The following is an 18,840-nucleotide window of genomic DNA, read 5'->3' as shown; positions in this document are numbered from 1 at the left end:
GATGTCCATCAGGATGATATCGAATGGTTGGACTTTTTCAGATTCCAGAATTTTCACTGCTTCAGCGCCATTATTGGCAATGGTGACACTGAAGCCCTCGGAATGGAGCAGGTTTGAGGCAATCTGCCGGTTGATTTCATTATCTTCCACCAGGAGGATATGGCCGGAGCCCGGTGTCCGGCTGCCGGTTGCATCAGTCGGCCGATCATCGGTTGTTGCTTCGGCGGTTTTCGTGCTGTCAATGCCTGATGCTTCAAGGATACAGCGAAGGAGTCGCGTGGGGGTAACCGGCCGGGAAAGAAAACTGTCACATTCCACGACGGACTTTGCGGTAAAATGTCCGGAGAGAGATTGTGGCCCGGTGATAATAATATTCGGCGACGTGTGCCCCGATATTGTTTTGAAATGGGCCAGGGTTCTGAGAGTTTTTCTGGAAAATGAATTGCATTCAATGATGAGGAGTTCACAGCAATTATTTCGAGAAATATCCTTGATAAGAGCTGAGGTGGTATTGATATTGTGGGAACTATGGGTTTTCAGGCCGAAATGATGTAGACAGTGTTTCAGGGCTGCTGCTGTTTTCGGTCGTTGTGAATGAACTATCACGGTTTTATCCCCCAGCATAACAGGGGAGTCATAGAAACCGGCAGGGTTTTTCCCGTCGTCTGGTGTCTGAAGGTCGAACCGGGCTGTAAACAAAAAAGTTGTTCCTCCGTTTTTGTTTGATTCAACCCATATTTTCCCGCCCATCAGTGTCACAAGCTCCCTGCAGATGGTGAGTCCAAGTCCCGTTCCACCAAACTTGCGGGTAACGGATTCATCCGCCTGGGTGAAGGGCAGAAAAAGAGTTTCCGTCTGTTCCCCCTGGATACCGCTGCCCGTATCCTCCACTGTGAAAAGCAGTTCTGCCGTGCCAGTCTCTTTTTTCTCCAGGAGAGTGATTGAGGCCACGATATGTCCTTTTTCCGTGAATTTGAATGCGTTGGTAATAAGGTTGGAGAGGACCTGGCCCAGTCGCAGGGAATCGCCCACCAGGCCGGCTGGAGTTTTTTTGTCCACCTTGAAATAGAATTCGAGATCCGATTCCTCGCATTTCAGGCTGATCACCGTTGCCAGTTCATCCAGCAGATGACGAAGGTCGAACGGCGCTTTTTCCAGGGTGAGTTTGCCGGCTTCAATCTTTGAGAAATCAAGTATTGTATTGATAATGCCCAGAAGAGATCTGGACGCGGTATTGATTTTTTCCAGATAGATCAGGTGATCGTCATGGTTTCTGCTTTTCAGAGCCAGATATGTAAAGCCGAGAATGGCATTCATGGGGGTGCGGATTTCATGACTCATATGGGCCAGAAACTGTGATTTGGCCATATTTGACCGTTCTGCGGTTTCTTTTGCCTTGCTCAGTTCCATGGCAAAATAGTTGACAGAATGGGCGATCTGGCTGATTTCATCATGCCTGTTGTCCTCTATCGGTTCTCCATGACCGGCCACTTTTTCCAGGACCGACCTGTTCAGGGCAAGCATCCTGTCTATCAGGATGTACCTGAAATAAAAAAAAGAGAGGGTTGCCAGAAGAATGGAAATGATAAAGAGAAAGGTGATAATCTGGATCAGCCTCCTGACCTTTGTTGAGAGCATCCTGGTTTTATGACCAATTGATGAGGAGAGGTCGAACAGGTTTGCAATACTCGTATCTCCCTTTTCTTCCACAAGATTGATGGCAAAGATATTTTTGTTTTTGCATTCCGTGGTCTTCTTGATCTGCTGCCGTATTGAAACCAGATAGCCGTCCGGTCCACTGATCTGTTTCTGCAGGTGGGCAATAAGCTGTTCCGCCTTTTTCTGTGAAGACGGGGGGAAGTTTTCGGCAAGTGACTGCATAATCCGAAAGTTTTCCAGGATTCCCCGTTCCAGTGTCTTTACCTTGTAAAGGCTCCTGAACCTGAAGGCCTTCCCACTTTTTTTTATGATTCTGAAGGCGGTGTCTGTGAAAAGATTTATTTTTTCTGCAAGTTCGGGCGAAGAGGAGTGCAGTAGTGAACTGTGAACGAGGGAGCATTCCCTGTCAAGTTCGAGCAGGGCCTTGAACTTTTCAGTGGTTTCTTTCCTGAGATCAATACGGGTTGCGACAAGCCTGTTCAGATCAGCCATGACACTGTCCAGGACAGAAATTCTCTGGTTGTGTCCCTTGATTGCCGTATCAGGGAGCTGAAGCGAAAAGTCATCAATGCGGATAAACTGTGAGAGGATGTTATTGTAGGCAATACGCCTGTTTGCGTGTGAATCAGCGTTATGGAGGTGGCTGGTCTGGTGGAGGAGCTGGTTGAACAGGATGGACATCTGGGCTTCCCGGGATGAGGAAGGCAGGGCATTTTCAGAAAGATCGCCGAGTACTTCTTTGAAGCCGAGAAAACCGATAAGGGAGATTATAGAGATAACCGTAAAGAGAAATCCCGTGAGAAAAAGGCCACAGCTGACAGTTGTGGCTATACTTCTTTTTATGTCAAAATCTTTTTTTCTTTGTGTTGTGCCGGATGCAGACATGGAGATTTATTTCGACAATTATGCTCACTCAGTTCTGAAATCTTTGGCTGGTGAGCAATTACAGTTCAGAGGTAATAAAAACACAGAGCTGTTTTCCCCTGTGGGTAGTTACGTTATCGGCAGTAATCCCGGTAATCCCGGGCTGTCGGTGCGGCAGGAGTTCCGGAGTATTGAATTATTGTTTATTTTGAACAAGGATTTTCATCCTGCCGTCTGTTACAGGAGAAATGGTTTTCTGTTCCACGATTCTGTCTCGGACATATTCCCAAAGTAGTCTTCCACCCCGCACCTTTGCCAGATGTTTGCAGTTTTTGAGAACCGAATAACCGTCACCTCCTCCTGCAAGGTAATCAAGGGTTGCCATGGTGTAGGATTTTTCGGGATCCAGAGGTTTCCCGGCCACGGTCACCCTGACAACCCGCCTGCCGGGAGGATTTTTCGGATTGTATTGAACGGTTATTCCCGACACATGGGGAAAGCGACCTTTCAATTCACTGATACCGCTTAATCCGTTTTCGAGGCTTTCGAGAAGTTGTCTGCCGGTTATTTCAATATTGACAACATGATTGCGAAACGGAATTTCCCTGTGGATATCACCTCTTGTTAATTTGCTGCCGGGGGGATATTCACGGTTGCCCCGAACACCGCCCCCGTTTATCAGGGCAATATCCGATCTGTAGAAATCTCTGATGGTGTCGGCAATATAATTGCAGAAGCCGTTTTCTCTGGATCTGACACTGTTCCGACGGGTGTCAATGGGTGTGAGTGTTTCACCAATTACGGTGTTGAGGATACCTGATATCTGCTGCAGATCAGAGGTGATAAGAGCTGTAACCTGTCTGTCTTCAGGGAAATCGGCAAGCGAAACGGCTTTGTTTTCATTTGTCCATGAAAACCTGTCCCCATCGTCCATGAGGGTGATATCCAGCATGGAGACCACGCTGGCCAGATCGTTGAGTTCATAATAATTGTCTGATCCCTTGAAGGGGACAATGATGTTGCGGCCGTTAATGAGAATAAAATCCACGATTTTCTGGGTGAGAAGGTAGGGGGCATCTTTTATCTGAAAATCAGCAAGCAGAAAAATAAGGTCGGCCCCCTCTTTTCTCAGAAGATGAGAATATTTATAGATGATTGACATGGTGTCGGCAGGCGTAATCCGTTCAGGCATGTAATCAGTGATTACATCTGTATCAACAAGGGCCATGACTCCAACTGCATAGTGCCCCACCTTGAGAATAAGGGTGGGGAGGACACCTTCAATACTGCTTCCGGTCAAGGGGTCAATGAGATTGGAATTAATAAAAGGAAAGTTTGCCTCTGTGGTTCGCAGGGTCAGTTCGTCCTCCTTGAAGGTGAATTCGTTTTTGGCGACGGCAAAGAGATCAGGTTCCAGCGCATTGAGGAGGGTGACCATATGTGCACCACGATCAAAAGAAGAGAGAATTGAGGGTGAGAGTGCGGCACCGCCATGGAAAAAAAGGACGTGTTCATTATTTTTTCGTAAATCGTTCAGAAAAGCGGAGAGTTTTGGCAGGTTATTGGGGCGGTTGTCCTGTTTTATTTCTGCCATCCCGGCGGCAAAGATAATTTTAAGATGCTCGGTGGGCCGAGGCTTTTCCTTGCCGGTAGCAGGCAGACAACTGTTGAGAATAATAACCGCTATTAACAAAAATTTCATGGAACACTGTCCTTGGGCGAAATTATTTCCCGGTGTCATCCAGGAGATCCTGGTTGAGTTGAGGGAACCTTGAATGTGAACCTGAATCCTGCATGAGCAAATTCGGAGTTTTCGCCTGTCTGCTGGAGATGCGAGACTCAATCGGCGCTGAAACAGGATTTGAGGTGAATAATAATCAGTATACCGCAGAAAAAATCGTTTGGCGAATCGGCGCAGTCATTTTATCAGGTTTTCTTTATTCGACAAAAGAGGGTGGCAGGATTACTGTTTCACCATGATCCTGAATCAGTGACGGCGCAGACTCAGAATTTGTCGATTGCAGGGTTCAGGAATAACCAGGAGGTAATTATTCACCTGCCGCAGGTTTTTGCAGGCTCTTTAATTTGCTGCAGCCTGCCTGTGTGGGCAAAAAGACCATTTTTTTGAGAACCACAGGTTAACGACATTGTCTAAATAATTACGCCAGAAACAGAATTGGAGAGTATATGGATTCCCGCGAAATATTTCTGGAAGCAATTCATTATGAAAAAAAGGTAAGAGACCTCTATTTTTCGGCCGTAGAAAAGGTGGATGACAAAAGGGGGAAAACGTTGTTTCAGGCTCTTGGGGCTGATGAACAGTCCCATATTGATTTTCTTGAATACAGTCTGGATATTCTCCAGTCCGAAGGGGTCATTGATGTGTCAAAACTGAACACACCCATACCGGCCAGAGAAAAGATAGAGAAACAGATGCAGGCCATGTCCGCCGAGATTCCTGAAAAGATGCTCGGAGATGTGAAGCGGCTGCTTGATGCTGCCTTGAAGCTGGAGATAGAAACAAGCAATTACTATAAAAAAGCCAGTGAAAAGGCAGAGGGCAGGATAAAGGAAGTGCTTGAAAAATTCCTGGAGATCGAAAACCGCCATATTGATATTGTCCAGATCGAACTTGATCATGCCCAGAAAAGCGGTCACTGGTTCAATTTCATGGAGATCAGCATGGAGGTCGAATAGTTCAGGAGTAACTATTCTTCGAGCATACCGTCTTTCAGGGTCAGGCGGCGGTCCATTCTGTCGGCAAGATCATTGTTATGGGTGACGATAATGGTGGCCAGTTCCCGCTCACGGCAGAGGTTCTGGAAGAGGTCGAAGACAAGATTTCCCGATCTGGAATCCAGGTTGCCCGTTGGTTCATCCGCCAGGACCAGGGCCGGGTTCATGATGAGTGCCCTTGCCAGGGCCGTGCGCTGCTGTTCTCCGCCGGACAGCTCGCTGATTTTATGGTGCAGCCGGTGATCCAGCTCCATCCGTTCCAGAAGCCTGCGGGCTGTCGGGGTCATTTCCTTCCTGTTGAGTCCTCCAATGAGGGCAGGCATCAGAACATTTTCCAGGGCCGTGAAGTCGGGCAACAGGTGATGGAACTGGAAAATAAAGCCTAGTGATCTGTTTCTGAATTCGGCCAGTTCATGCTGTTTTTTTTCTGTCAGGTCTTCACCATTAAAAAAAAGATTGCCTGTGGTTGGTTTCGCCAGGGTGCCGAGAATCTGCAGCAGGGTGGTCTTGCCGGAGCCTGAAGCACCGGTTATGGCCGTCATTTCTCCCCGTTCTATGCTGATGGAGAGGTTTTTCAGTACGGTGATTTCCGTATCCCCTGTATGGTAGATCTTGGTGATGTCCTGAGCAAGAAACAATCCCATTATGACAACACCTCAGCGGGTTGTACGGTGGAACCTTTCCAGGAAGGATACAGGGTTGCCAGCAGTGTGATGATAATGGAGCTGACAGCGACAATGGTCACGTCCATGGGCAGTACCTTGATGGGCAGGGTTGTCATGGGATACACATTGGACGGCAGTTCAATAAACTTGTAGCGGGAAAGCAGTTCGCAGAGGGAGAGTCCGCCGATAACTCCCAGGGTTGTTCCGGTAACAGCAATCACCAGTCCCTGGATAAAAAATATTTTCATGATTGAGCGTGATGTGGCCCCCATGGATTTGAGAATGGCAATATCCCGGCTTTTTTCCATCACCACCATGACCAGAGCACTGATTATATTGAGCGCAGCCACCAGAATAATGAGGGCCATACATATAAACATACCGATCTTTTCCAGCTTGAAGGCCGCAAAGAGGTTATGGTTCATCATCATCCAGTCCTTGGCGATAAAACCCGGCCCCAGTTTCTTCACTATGTTTGCCGCGATCCGGTCGGCATGGTCAAGTTCCTTTTCCTTGACCGTCACCTCGATACCGTGGGCGATATCCCCCAGGCCGAGAAACTGCTGGACATTGCCAAGTGACATGTAGGCAAGAGTGGAATCGTACTCATTCATGCCACTTTTGAAAATGCCGGAGACCCTGCACGTTTTCACCTTGGGGATAATGCCCATGGGGGTGAGGGGACCGGAGGGTGAGATCAGTCTGATCCTGTCCCCAACGCCTGCCCGCAGCTCCGCTGCAAGTGTTCTGCCGAGAATGATATTGGGCAGTCTCGGGTTGTCGTGGCTGACCAGGTCAAAGATGGAGCCCTGGATCATCTGGCCGGCAAGGCCCACCACATGCTCCGCGCTCCGGGGATCCATGCCGCGCAGAACAACGCCGTTGCCTCCGCTGGAACTGCTGAGCAGGGTCTGGGCATAGAGATAAGGGGTGGCCCCTGTGACATCTCTGACGGAGAGGATTTTTTTTCGCACTTCCCGATAGTCACTGATTTTCCCGCCGAGCTGCTGGACGATGATATGGGAGTTGACCCCGAGGATCTGATCCCGCAGTCCGCCGGTAAAACCGGAATAGACGGCCAGAACCACAATAAGGGCGATAACTCCCACCGTAATGCCCGCCACGGAAATAAAGGATATAAGGGAGATGAAGCCATGCCGGTGCTTTGCCCGCAGGTACCTGAGTCCGACAAACCATTCAAACATATCAGCTTTTTACCGCTTCCGGTTTGAGGTGGGGAAAAAGAATAACGTCGCGGATAGACGGTGCGTCTGTCAGCAGCATGACCAGCCGGTCTATGCCGAGTCCTTCTCCCGCTGCCGACGGCATGCCGTATTCAAGGGCACGTATGTAATCATGGTCAAGGACCGGATGAATCTCCTCGTCATCCCCACGGTTTTCTATCTGTTTTCTGAAGCGCTCAAGCTGGTCACGCGGGTCGTTGAGTTCGCTGAAGGCGTTGGCCAGTTCCCGGCCGGTGATAAACAGCTCAAATCGGTCGGTGACCGCGGGATTGTTCTCGTTTCTCCTGGCAAGAGGAGAAACCTCGGTGGGATAGGAGGTGATAAAGGTGGGATCAATCAGCTTCTCTTCAACAAGCAGTTCGAAAAGTTCCGTTTTCGCCTTACCTGGTCCCGCCTGCTCGTCAAGCTGGATGCCTTTTTCCCTTGCAAGAGCCATGACCATGTCATCATCCGCAAGAACTGTTCTGTCGATTCCTGCCACCTCAACCAGGGCTTCATCCATTGTCAGACGTTTCCAGGGAGGAGTGAGGTTGACCAAACTGCCCTGATAGTTGATTTCCATGGTACCGTTGACCTGCTGACAGATCGAGGAGATCATCTCTTCCGTCAAGTCTATGAGATCTTCGTAGGTTGCATAGGCCTGATAGAACTCCAGCATGGTGAATTCAGGATTATGGCGGGTTGAAAGTCCTTCGTTTCTGAAGTTTCGATTAATCTCAAAAACCCTTTCAAAACCGCCGACAAGCAATCGTTTAAGGTACAGCTCGGGGGCGATTCTGAGAAAGAGGTCCATGTCCAGGGCATTGTGATAGGTTTTAAATGGCCTGGCCGTTGCACCACCAGGCACCGGCTGCATCATGGGGGTTTCCACCTCCATGAAATCCCTGGCATTGAGGAATTCTCGGATAAGCCTGATGATTTTCACCCGCTTCCTGAATATTTCCCGGCTCTCCGGGGTGACAATAAGATCCACGTAACGCTGGCGATAGCGGGTTTCAACATCGGTAAGGCCATGCCATTTTTCAGGCAGAGGTCGCAGTGATTTGGAAATCATGGTGATTTCCGTGGCAGCCAGGGAGAGTTCACCCACTTTGGTCTTGAAAAGACTGCCCGTGATGCCGACAATATCACCGATATCCCATTTTTTAAAGGTTGCAAAAGTCTCTTCACCAAGGGTGTCCTTTTTGATGTATATCTGGATCTGCCCGGTCGAATCGCTGATATGACAAAAGGCGGCCTTGCCGAATTTGCGCATGGCCATGATACGTCCGGCGATGGCATAGACGGGGCTGCCCTCTTCTTTTTCCTGGGCCTGGAGGGCTTCCCCCCTTGGCAGAAGCTCTTTTATGCTGTTTTCAGGGGTAAAGGAGTTGCTGTAAAGCGTAACGCCCGTGTCCTCAAGGGATTGGGCTTTCTCCCGGCGCTGTTTCAGGGTCTGGTTGTCTTGGCTTTGACTCATAACGATCAGATTTCAGAGATTGGCAAAAAAAGAAATAAAAAAGCGGCAGAAAACTGCCGCCATGCATCGTCGCATAGTATAAACAGGAATTACAGAGAAACAAGCGATCTGTCAATTCTTTTCAGAAAAGCATTGTCCTGGTCGTCATTTCGAACTGTCTGCAGGAAAAGGGTCGCATTGCATTGTCCTGAAAAAACAGGTAAGAATGAATAAAGAGCAATCATATATCTTGGGAGGAAAACAATGGAGAGGGAAAAGGATCGACTGAACACGGCAGTTGTGGCCCGGGAAAAGAAAAAAAACCGTGATTCTGATGGCTTGATTATCGATATTTTTAAAAAGATGCTGGAATATAATTTTCAGGAAATGGGTAAGAAGAAGGATTTTTAGAACAGATTTTTGCAGGCGTAGAGAATAGTGCGGAGAAAAGAGTCCGTGAAATTTCGACAATAGTCTGTTCGAAGTTCCTGCAGGCCATATGGAAATACGATAATCAACTGAAAAGAGATGCTTTCACGATTCTCAAGGAACCAGGTTCTCTGTCAACTCCCTGATGCAGAGTAAAATACCCCGTTCCAGGTAAACAGTTGCCTTTTTCTGTTGCAGGATATTGCTTATGCCGCGGCTGGTTCCAAAATGAAGGGTTTCGTCCTGCAGCGGGTAGATGAAACCATGGAGAGTCACTTTTTCCGCATCACCCATCAGGGGAAGAAGAGAGATGCGCCTGCCGGGTTGATCGGTGAGTGTATAAGTTTTTCCAGCATGGATGATTTCAAAAGAACAGGCCGTATCAAAGAGGGAAAGACGCATGTTTTTGTACCCGGGACGGGCGGCGAGGAGGATGTTGGAGAAACTCATGTCCCAGCGGCCTCCGACCACTCCCCATAGTTTGACCTCTTTTGCTCCTCTTTCCCTGGCCAGGTCAAGGGCCAGTTCAAGATCCGTTTCATTTTTCTGCCTGGGATAACTTATACATTCAACGCCCTTCCCGGTATACTCCTGGAGGTGGTCCGGGGAAATGGAGTCGAAATCGCCGATGAGGACATGGGGAGTGATATTTATTTCCCGGCAGTATTGCGCACCGCCGTCAACACCAATAACAAGGTCCCCTTTTTTCAGAACTTCCCGGCGCTGCGGCAGTCCGCCGGCACCGGGGGCCCCGGCAAAAATATAAGTTATCATGATGAAAATACTCTCAGTCGGTAATTTTACCCATCACCATCCGAAACTGGAAATCACAAATATTGCCGAAAAAGAACTTCAAGGACTGAAAAATGGCAGTGAGTTCCATTATATTATTATTAACGGCGGTGACGGCACTCTTCGTCGTGTAATCAGTAAACTCCAGGATCAGCCTGATGAAAAGGTTTTTATTCTTAATCCCACAGGCTCTTTCAATGTGGTTGCCAGGATGAACCGGATCCCGGTGGTCGGGGATATTCTGGAACAATTGGCCAGGGGGGAAGAAGTACAGACGAGAGTTCAGAAAATCTATCATCTCAACGAACATCTCTTCTTCTTTTCCGCCGGCAATATGGGCGATCTGCTTCATATCGTTTTTTCCGAGATTCTCCGCATCGGTTTTTTAAAAAAAAGAGGGTTTTTGCGTTATCTCCTTTCCATTGTTTTGCTCAGCCCTGTTTTTTTCCTTATCACCCCTTTTTTGCTGATGAGTTCCACTAGATTTTTTATTTATACACCGTTGAGCTTTATCCGCCGGATAGGATCCTTTTATGGTCAGGTGGAGGAGATGACAAAACAGTATGAGAGCGGTTATCACATGGTTGAACTCGACGGTGATATCGTGATGATCGAGGCGAATCGGATCGATATCGGCCCCGCCGGCAGTTTCAGGCTGGTTGTCACAGATTGATCTTAATCTGAATCCGACAGCGGATGGATCGCCTGTGAGGGCAAAAAGAGATAGTGAAAGGTCTGAATGTCTCTGCACAGTCATACGGATACAGGTTGAACTTTTGTTCCCTGGCAGACCAGGTTTTCTTCCATCAGTTCAAGGAGCTTTCTGCTGAGAATATGGGTGAGAATGTTCCATTTCGGGGCCACCAGCATCTCCGGGTGTGATGTGGCAAAGAGGCGGTGGATTGTTATATCCGGGGGGATGTGGGGGAGCAGCTGCAGAAGGAGTTGAAAATAGTCTTCCGGGGTGGCAAAAACATTGATTTTTCCTTCCCTGTACATTTCCTGGAGAACAGTATTTTTTAACACCTGCAGGTGGTGGATTTTCAGGGCAGATATTTTTGTATCGCACACTTTTTGAACTGTCACTCGCATATCCTGTATCGTTTCTCCGGGAAGACCGAAGATCAGGTGGGCTCCTGTTTCGAACCCGTGTCGTTGAAGAAGTTCTGCGCTGTTCTGAAAATCGGCGAACCCATGGTTTCGATTCAGCAGTTGCAGGGTCTTTTCGTGGGCTGACTGGATACCGAGTTCAAAAAGACAGTTTTTTTCTTTTCTTTTTTTCTCTAATATCCGGGACAGAGGTGGGAGCAGTTCTTCCTCAACGGCATCGGGCCGGGTGGATATGATAAGCCCCAGGCAGTCGGGATCCTGCAGGACCAGGGAACAGGTTGACAGGAAATAGTCTGTCGGGGCTGCGGTCGGAGTTTCCTGCTGGAAGTAGCCGAAGTAGTTTTTTATTCCCAGGCGCAGAAGATTTTTTCTGCCCCTGGCTATCTGCTTTGCCGGGTTCTCGTTTTTTCGCTGGTAGCCGGGCGTAAAAGCGGGTGCTGAGCAGAAGATACAGCCGCCTTTTTCCCTGTTGGGACAGGGATATTCCAGATCTATGGCGATTTTCCCCACGGGCCGGCCGAATCGTTGTCTGCAGGAATAACTGAATGTATGCAGGCGTGGTCTGTCTGTGCTCATTTTTTTCCTTTAAGGTATTCCACAAGAAAACCGTCCATTATCAGATGAATGACGTGGTGCAGCACACAGACGACCAGGGCCAGGCTGAATTCGGGAAAGAGAGAAACCTGGAGAATAATGGAGAGAGGCAGGGTTTTCTGAACGCCCATGAAAATAACACTCTCTCTACGGCCCTGGCCAATGCCAAGAATACGGGCGAGCAGCAGGCCCGTGACAATCAGGGCCAGGTGGAATAAGAAAATAATGGTCAGCACAGGATAAACGGCATCGAGATTGGCAAGAATTGTTTCCCGTCCCCGGCAGAGAGCCATCCATATCATGGCTAGAATACCGATCTGGCTGCAGGTGACAGTGTAGGGCAGGAAGGGACGTGTTATGGCTTGTTGTTTTCGACGCAGAATGATTCCGCCTGCCAGGGGCAGAAGGACGAGGGAGCCAATCTTGATGATTATGGGAAGTTGGTCTATTTCGACGGTTCGGCTGTCTCCGGTCATGGCGAGAAGGAGGCTGAGGGTGAGGGGGATGGTAATTACCGCCAGGGAATTGGCGATAATGGTGATCAGCAGGGCATGAGCCATATTACCGCCTGAACTGCCTGTCATGACCACGCCGCTGCTGAGGGTGGTCGGCATGACGGCCACCAGAAAGAGACCGATCAGGATGGCAGGGTCCGGTTGAAAAAAGCTGAACGGCAGGGTGAGAAGGGGGGCAATAATAAAAATCAGCAGCAATGCCGCAAGAGTTCCCTTGATATCCGAGAGACCGGCTCTGATGGTTGAGGTGTCAAGGGCCAGGCCGGAGAGGAAGAAAATCAGAACGATGATACAGTCCGGACCACGATGCTCTTTCAGCCAGAGTCCTGCACCAGTGGTTATTCCACGTGTGTCGGCCAGGGTGAATACGGCGACCAGAATCAGGCCCATGAGGAAGCTGTATTTTTTCAGCAGGTCCATTCTCTACATGCCGATTCTATGTTCCAGCTCCGCTATTTCCTGTTCAAGGGCGGATTTTTCGTCATTGTCCAGTCTCGACTCTGCAAGTTTTCGTTTCAAGGCCAGGAGCGTCATTTCTTCCCTGTACTCGCTGCAGGTATAAATGTTGCGTGCATCATTCCGGTTCTGTTTTTTCTGCATGGTCCTCAATCAGGTCTCAAATTTTTCATGGGCAGTGAACCCCTGTCGGTTCCTGAAAAGTAATTTCAATTCCTGGTGAATTCAGTGAGAAAGAGATAAAAGCCGCTTAAGAATATTCTTACTGTTTTTTGTAAAAAGAAAAGATATACTTAAAATGAATTACTCCTGAAATCCAGCTTAATTACGATGATACTGCTTTTAACCGGTTTTTTGCAGATGCAATAACAGATAATGGCCAATACAGCTAAAAAAACTTCCAGACTGGTGTTTGTCTCCATTGTTTTCGTGGTGTCCATTATTCTGATGGTTACCTTTATCGTTGTTTATATCCATAAAGAACGAAAAATTACAGATATAGACAGGTACAGCCGTTTTTTTAAACTGGAAGCCACCAGGCTTGAATCAAGGATTAATGAAATAGACAGTCTCCATCATCTAGTCATCAATGACCCGACCATTGCCAATGTGTTTTATAAATTTGACCATGACCTGGAGCCGACGGCAATCTCCAGGTTGATGACAAATAAAATCCTTAACAATATAAGCCAGATACAGTATATTTCCGCAGCATATCTGTTGGCAAAGGACGGCCTGTGCAGGTTTTCGAGCGTCAAATCCTTCATCGGTAAAAACTATGGTTTTCGGCCATATTTTACCGAAGCGCTCAAAAAAGGAAAATCTGTTTATCTGGCGCGTGGAGTTACTTCCCATGTAACAGGAATCTATTTTTCCCATGCCATTGAGCTGAATGGTGAAAAGATGGGGGTTGCAGTTCTGAAAATCGACCCCCGTTTTTTTCAGTTGAAATCAATTTTTTCTTTTTCCAGTCTGCCTTCAGAAAAGGATATCCTGCGAACAGGGCTAGCAACGAATCAGGGTATTTTACTGAATACAACGGAAAATATCCTGAATACAGTTGAAAACCTGACAGAAGAGCAGCGGGCGGTCATTCGGCATTCGAAGCAGTTTCCGGAAAAGGAAATCATTGGGCTGGGTTTTCCCCGGGGCAGCTGGATCCGGGTGAAAAAATCAGACTTTTCCGCGATTGATCACCAGGGGAAGACGTACTATTTTTTCAGCAGAGCTCTACAGGAAAATGAGCTTTTCCTGGTCCATATCATTGATGCGGACTGGTTCCACAGGGTAAATGCTCCCCTTGCCGGGCTCTATAACTGGTTGCTGGTGATTTTTGGTCTTCTGCTGGTTGTTGCCTGTGGTTTCGCATATCTTCTGGAAAAACGCCAGTATACCATACTTCTCCAGTCTGAGGCTCTCGCCGAGAGTGAGAAAAAAATACGTCTTTTTTCACAGGTTGTGGAACAGGCCGGCAGCAGTATTGTCATAACCGATGCCGGTGGAAATATCGTTTATGTCAATCCTCATTTCACCACTGTTACCGGCTATGGTTTTGATGAAGCATACGGCAGGAATCCGCGGATACTGAATTCGGGGAGACTGAAAAAGTCAGTGTATCGGGAGATGTGGCAAACAATCACCAGTGGAAACACCTGGAAGGGTGTCTTGCATAACATAAAGAAAAACGGGGAAATGTACTGGGAGGAAGCCACTGTTTCTCCCATTGTCGATTCCGGAGGAGAAATAACCCATTTTGTAGCGGTAAAGGAAGATATTTCAGAACGAATCAGTTTGACGGAGAGATTAAAAGAGGAAAGTGAGAAGCTGCAGCTTATTGTCAAGCATGCCGGCCTGGGGATCACCATAATTGTTGATCGCCGGTTTGTCTGGATAAACCGGACCTGTGCTGAACTGTTCGGGTATTCTGAAGATGACGAGATCGTAGGACAACTGACGGAAATGATGTACCCGTCAAAGCAGGCATTCCTCGACTTTGCCGAAGAATTTGTCGCCGGTTTTGAACATTCGGATATTTTCACGGCGGAAACCCGAATGAAAAGGAAAGATGGTTCATTGTTCTGGGTCAATCTGACCGGTAAATCGATAGAATCGAAAGATGTTGATGGCGACGGTTATATCTGGATCATTGAGGACATTACCCAGAGAAAGAGAGATGAGGTGGAGTTGCTGCAGGCCAAGGAGAAGGCGGAAGCAGCCAATGAAATGAAAAGCCGTATTCTCACAAATGTCAGCCATGATATCCGCACGCCGCTGCACGGGTTGATAGGAACTCTCGATCTCCTTGCTTCAACCGCTCTGAGTGCTGTTCAGAAGGATCTGTTGCTCAAGGGGAAGCGGGCTGCTGTTTTTCTTGAGAATATGTTGAACAACCTCCTTGATCTGTCAAAAATTGAGTCCGGTCAGTTTTTTCTGGAGGAAAGTCCCTTTGTGCTTAAAAACCTGATTGTTGATACGGGAGAGATTCTTGCCGGTCAGTTCAGCAGCAAGGGTATTGCCTTTAAATACAGTATTGATGAAAGCCTGCCGGAAGTCTTTACGGGGGATGGTTTCAGACTGCAACAGATTCTTATAAACCTGGTGGGCAACAGTCTGAAGTTTACCCACGAAGGGTCAATTGCCCTTGAAATAAGTGGAACGGTAAAAAAAGATATGGCTCTGCTGCTGTTTCAAGTGAACGATACAGGAGTCGGTATTCCGGAAGAGAACCGTGAGCAGCTTTTTGAACCCTTTACCCAGGCTGATAATTCCATCACCAGAAAATATGGCGGTAGCGGACTGGGACTGTCCATCTGTAAAGAGCTCTGCACAATGATGGGGGGCAGGATATGGTTTGAAACAGAGGAAGGAAAGGGTACAACATTTTATTTTACCTGCAAATGTGGTGTTGCCACCGAGGAAGAGAAGGCTCTTGTGTTCGCAGGAGAAGAGTACGTTGATCTGAAATGTGAAAAATCCCTGGTTATTCTGATAGTGGACGACAACGAGGCAAACCAGGAAATATTGAAGATGATGCTGCAGCATGGCGGCCATAAACCGCATATTGCGGCCAATGGCAGGGAATGCCTTGAAAAGATGGCTTCGGTATCATTTGATCTCATCTTCATGGATATGCAGATGCCGGTTCTCGACGGGTTGAGTACCGCGGAAATAATCCGTTCATGTGAGCAGGGCAGTGGGGAAACTTTTTCTGGTTTTTCCCATATTATCCCTGAGTTACAGAAAAAACTGCAGGGGCGCTATACACCGATAGTTGCTCTGACGGCCAATGCCGGGGAGGAAGACCGGAACCGTTGCCGCCGGGCTGGAATGGATCATTATCTGCTGAAACCGTTCCGCAATGTGCAGATTGCCCAGGTTCTACATCAGTTCTGTGGAAAGGACGAGAGTGTGAATGATTTTGAAAAGGATGGATTGCAATCAACTGTGGTGCAGGCGGATGTTGAGGAAACAGCCTTAACCATGGCCGGAATACGGGAATATATCGAAACCGTTTTTCCATTCTCTCTGGAGGAGAGGGAACGGTTGATTGCCCTTACCCTGGAACAGGTGTTCAAAGGGTTGGAAGAATTGCGTATCGTGGTGGAATGTGAATCACCCTCTTTGCAGGATGTCGCGGAAAAAGCCCATAAAATCAAAGGATCGCTTCTCAATCTCGGTTTAAAAGAACTTGCTTCAGACCTTTCCGCCCTGGAACAACTGGCAAGGGAGAAGAAGAGCCGGTCCCTGGAAAAAGAGGTCGGCAGAATATTATCTGAAATGAATGCAATCAGGCAGAGGAATTGAATCCGGTATGCGCGAATCAAATCTTTCACTGATCAGGATTATTCTGATACCGTATCTGATATTGCTGTTACTGTTTGTGGTGGTGACCGGAGCGGGTTCCACCTGGCTTTATTTCAAGGGCAGACAGGCACAGTCCCGACTGGTTGTTCACGGCCTGCTGACATCAGTGACACCGCTGGTTGAACGTCTCTCAAAGGCTGATATTGATCCCCTGCTGGCGGAGGGTTCACATTCCTGGCTGCACACGGAGATCAATACCATTTTCCGTCAGATTCCGGATCTTGAGCATGTTCGTGTCCGTTCCCGGGGAGAGGGAATTCACAAATATCATGATTCCAGGAATCGGCTTGTCACTGAAAAAACAGAGGGCTATAAAAAAGCGGGCACAGGTGATCTTCGCGGTGTAACTGCGGCCAGCCGGCTTTATTCGGAGTCTGCCCCTCTGCTCAGAATAGAGTTTCTGCTGGAAGGTCAGGGCAGGGGCCCGGTCAGCCTGGAATTCGGTTTCAACCGGGCTACCCTGCGGGAAACAGTAGGCAGGGCTATGGGTGGAATTATTCAGGCGATTACCCTTTTTTCCTTTCTTGGTGTCGGTGCTCTCTGTATTGCCTTTGGAGTAACCGTCTGGGCGGCCGGAAGGGTCAGGGAGCTGGAAAAACGGCTTCGGGAGCTGTACAGGTATGCCACCGCGGCCGAACTGATGGCCGGACTGGTCCACGATCTGCGTAATCCCCTTGCAAGTTTTCGGGCAAACCTGGCTTCCCTGCGTATCATGCCCCAGGAGCAGGATGAAATTATTGAGGAGATGGATCGGGACCTGGTGAGACTGGATGAAAAGCTGGGTTCCATGCTGGACCTGACAAGAAAAAGGGATGAGCCCCTCAGGGAAGTGGCTATGGAGGAGCTGCTGGCGGAAGTGGCCCGGCTGGCGGAACCGGTGCTGGTCCGCAATGGTCTGGAGCTTCACTGCCTCAACCAGGTGGAAGGGCAGGTTGAGATTATGACGGATTCTGTCCGTGACGCCCTGCTCAACCTGGTCATCAACAGTGCGGAAAGCGGACAGAAAGATGGAGTTGTCGAACTGGCCGTCCGGCGGGAGGACGGCAGTCTTGTCTTTGAAATAAAAGATCGTGGCAGCGGCCTTCCTGAAGATCTCGATATATTTGCACCCTTTGTAACCACCAAATCCACCGGTCATGGCCTGGGGCTGGCGATCACCAGGCGTACCATTGAGGCCCATGGCGGTACTGTTACCGCGGAAAACAGGCCGGGGGGCGGTGCGGTGCTGAGGCTTGTTCTTCCCGATCGGGAGACTGGAGCAGCAGTATGAAAAAGGAACTTCCCGATCTGCAGGGAATGCGAATTCTGGTGATGGACGATGATGTCGCAATACAGCGAAGTCTTGGCCGGGCCCTGCGGGGACTGGGTGCTGAAGTGAGTTGTGCCGGATCACTCCGGGAGGCGGGGTTGAAACTGGAAAGCAGTGAATTTGATGTCATTCTTGCCGACCTGAAATTAAGGGATGGTGAGGGACTGGAGTTGCTGCCTCTTTTTCAGAAACATCACCCAGATGGCTGTTTTTATCTCATTACAGGTCACGGTTCCGTCGACAATGCAGTCATCGCACTGAAACACGGGGTGCGTGATTACCTGCAGAAACCGGTCGATCCCATTGACCTGGCAACCCGGTTGAGCAGGGATATGGCCGCCAGGCAAGGGTCAGTATTGAAAAACCGGCTCGATCCTTATCTCCTTTTCCAGGACCCGGTGATGTCTGAGGCACTTGCGGATCTGCCCCGTTTCGCTGCCCTGGATGAGCCCGTTCTTATCAGGGGGGAGACCGGTACGGGAAAGGAGCTGGTGGCCATGGCCGTACACCGGATCAGCCCTCGGGCCACCGGACCTTTTGTCGCTGTCAATTGCGGTGCCATACCAGAATCAATGCTTGAGAGTGAGCTTTTCGGCCATGAAAAAGGTGCTTTTACCGGGGCAGCGAAGACACACCGGGGGCGGTTTGAACAGGCCTCCGGGGGAACCCTTTTTCTCGATGAGATAGGAGAAATGCCTCTGCAGTTCCAGGTGCGCCTGCTCAGGGTCCTTGAGGGCGGTCAAATTCAGCGGCTTGGCAGTGAACAGCAGATACGGATTGATGTCCGTATTGTTGCGGCAACTCACCGTGATCTACACGATGATGTGGAGGCAGGGATCTTCAGGCGTGATTTGTTCTACCGCCTTGATGTTCTGCCGGTGCAGCTTCCACCGCTTCGGGAGAGAAAAGGAGATATTCTTCTGCTGGCCGGCCATTTTCTCCGTCGGACATTTGAGGAAATGGGCAGAGATTCCGGGCCGCCTGCCTTTGCGGGCGAGGCGGAGGAATTACTGTACAGATGTTCATGGCCCGGCAATATCAGGGAGCTGCGCAATACCATGACCCGGCTGGCTGTCCGTATCCCCGATAATATTCAGGAGATCTCGGCGGAGTTTCTGCAGAAATTCCTGCCTCGACCCGGTTCTCTTCAGAATGGGAAAGATGT

At 48.9% G+C, this 18,840-nt stretch carries 16 protein-coding genes; 7 read left to right on the top strand and 9 right to left on the bottom strand.

Annotation, left to right across the window (positions count from 1 at the left end; translation table 11 throughout):
* A partial coding sequence (locus ACXLDX_RS10195; protein WP_457577076.1) for an ATP-binding protein occupies positions 1-2,544 on the bottom strand: 2,544 nt, incomplete at its 3' end.
* A 175-nt stretch (positions 2,545-2,719) separates the two neighbouring features.
* Positions 2,720-4,225 carry a bifunctional metallophosphatase/5'-nucleotidase gene (locus tag ACXLDX_RS10190; protein WP_457577075.1) on the bottom strand — a complete coding sequence of 502 codons (1,506 nt, stop codon included), beginning with the start codon at positions 4,223-4,225 and terminating at the stop codon, positions 2,720-2,722.
* 92 nt (positions 4,226-4,317) lie between these two features.
* Here ACXLDX_RS10190 and ACXLDX_RS10185 point away from each other — a divergent pair, with 92 nt between their 5' ends.
* Both ACXLDX_RS10185 and ACXLDX_RS10180 read left to right on the top strand, forming a co-directional pair.
* Positions 4,318-4,503, top strand: coding sequence for a hypothetical protein (locus ACXLDX_RS10185; protein ID WP_457577074.1), 186 nt, complete (start codon positions 4,318-4,320; stop codon positions 4,501-4,503).
* A gap of 207 nt (positions 4,504-4,710) precedes the next feature.
* Complete coding sequence (locus tag ACXLDX_RS10180; RefSeq protein ID WP_457577073.1) at positions 4,711-5,220, top strand: rubrerythrin; 510 nt, start codon at positions 4,711-4,713, stop codon at positions 5,218-5,220.
* A gap of 11 nt (positions 5,221-5,231) precedes the next feature.
* Here ACXLDX_RS10180 and ACXLDX_RS10175 read toward each other — a convergent pair whose 3' ends face one another.
* From ACXLDX_RS10175 to lysS, 3 genes are read right to left on the bottom strand one after another with little or no spacing between them, the layout of a single operon-like run.
* On the bottom strand, positions 5,232-5,906 hold the full coding sequence (locus ACXLDX_RS10175) for an ABC transporter ATP-binding protein (RefSeq protein ID WP_457577077.1): 675 nt from the start codon (positions 5,904-5,906) through the stop codon (positions 5,232-5,234).
* Positions 5,903-7,129, bottom strand: coding sequence for a lipoprotein-releasing ABC transporter permease subunit (locus ACXLDX_RS10170; protein WP_457577072.1), 1,227 nt, complete (start codon positions 7,127-7,129; stop codon positions 5,903-5,905). The genes ACXLDX_RS10175 and ACXLDX_RS10170 overlap by 4 nt, the downstream gene beginning before the upstream one ends.
* A gap of 1 nt (position 7,130) precedes the next feature.
* Complete coding sequence (gene lysS / locus ACXLDX_RS10165; protein ID WP_457577071.1) at positions 7,131-8,627, bottom strand: lysine--tRNA ligase; 1,497 nt, start codon at positions 8,625-8,627, stop codon at positions 7,131-7,133.
* A gap of 243 nt (positions 8,628-8,870) precedes the next feature.
* On the opposite strand from lysS, the gene ACXLDX_RS10160 reads away from it, so the two are divergent.
* Positions 8,871-9,017 (top strand): hypothetical protein, encoded by a 147-nt coding sequence (locus ACXLDX_RS10160; protein WP_457577070.1) that lies wholly within the window; start codon positions 8,871-8,873, stop codon positions 9,015-9,017.
* A gap of 132 nt (positions 9,018-9,149) precedes the next feature.
* Here the strand turns inward: ACXLDX_RS10160 and ACXLDX_RS10155 are convergent, their stop codons facing one another.
* Entirely contained in the window at positions 9,150-9,809 is a 660-nt protein-coding gene (locus ACXLDX_RS10155; protein ID WP_457577069.1) for a thiamine diphosphokinase, read from the bottom strand.
* Here ACXLDX_RS10155 and ACXLDX_RS10150 point away from each other — a divergent pair.
* A complete protein-coding gene (locus tag ACXLDX_RS10150) occupies positions 9,808-10,500 on the top strand; it encodes a diacylglycerol kinase family protein (protein ID WP_457577068.1) in 693 nt (230 codons plus the stop codon). The two genes, ACXLDX_RS10155 and ACXLDX_RS10150, sit on opposite strands and share 2 nt — an antisense overlap.
* Positions 10,501-10,580: 80 nt before the next feature.
* On the opposite strand, the gene mnmL is transcribed toward ACXLDX_RS10150, so the two are convergent.
* The 3 genes from mnmL to ACXLDX_RS10135 are packed head-to-tail and all read right to left on the bottom strand — an operon-like array spanning position 10,581 to position 12,646.
* Positions 10,581-11,513: a tRNA modification radical SAM protein MnmL/YtqA gene (mnmL, locus tag ACXLDX_RS10145; protein WP_457577067.1), complete on the bottom strand. Its 933-nt coding sequence runs from the start codon at positions 11,511-11,513 to the stop codon at positions 10,581-10,583.
* Positions 11,510-12,466, bottom strand: a complete 957-nt coding sequence (locus ACXLDX_RS10140) for a bile acid:sodium symporter (RefSeq protein ID WP_457577066.1) — start codon at positions 12,464-12,466, stop codon at positions 11,510-11,512. Before ACXLDX_RS10140 ends, mnmL begins: the two co-directional genes overlap by 4 nt.
* Positions 12,467-12,469: 3 nt before the next feature.
* Positions 12,470-12,646 (bottom strand): hypothetical protein, encoded by a 177-nt coding sequence (locus tag ACXLDX_RS10135; protein ID WP_457577065.1) that lies wholly within the window; start codon positions 12,644-12,646, stop codon positions 12,470-12,472.
* A 231-nt stretch (positions 12,647-12,877) separates the two neighbouring features.
* On the opposite strand from ACXLDX_RS10135, the gene ACXLDX_RS10130 reads away from it, so the two are divergent.
* The 3 genes from ACXLDX_RS10130 to ACXLDX_RS10120 all read left to right on the top strand — a co-directional run.
* On the top strand, positions 12,878-16,306 hold the full coding sequence (locus ACXLDX_RS10130; RefSeq protein ID WP_457577064.1) for a PAS domain S-box protein: 3,429 nt from the start codon (positions 12,878-12,880) through the stop codon (positions 16,304-16,306).
* A 7-nt stretch (positions 16,307-16,313) separates the two neighbouring features.
* On the top strand, positions 16,314-17,636 hold the full coding sequence (locus tag ACXLDX_RS10125; protein ID WP_457577063.1) for a sensor histidine kinase: 1,323 nt from the start codon (positions 16,314-16,316) through the stop codon (positions 17,634-17,636).
* A partial coding sequence (locus ACXLDX_RS10120; RefSeq protein WP_457577062.1) for a sigma-54-dependent transcriptional regulator occupies positions 17,633-18,840 on the top strand: 1,208 nt, incomplete at its 3' end. The genes ACXLDX_RS10125 and ACXLDX_RS10120, both read left to right, overlap by 4 nt.

Source organism: Desulfomarina sp., from assembly GCF_054039375.1.
The sequence above is the reverse complement of the archived record's forward strand: the minus strand, read 5'-3'. Positions and strand labels throughout refer to the sequence as shown.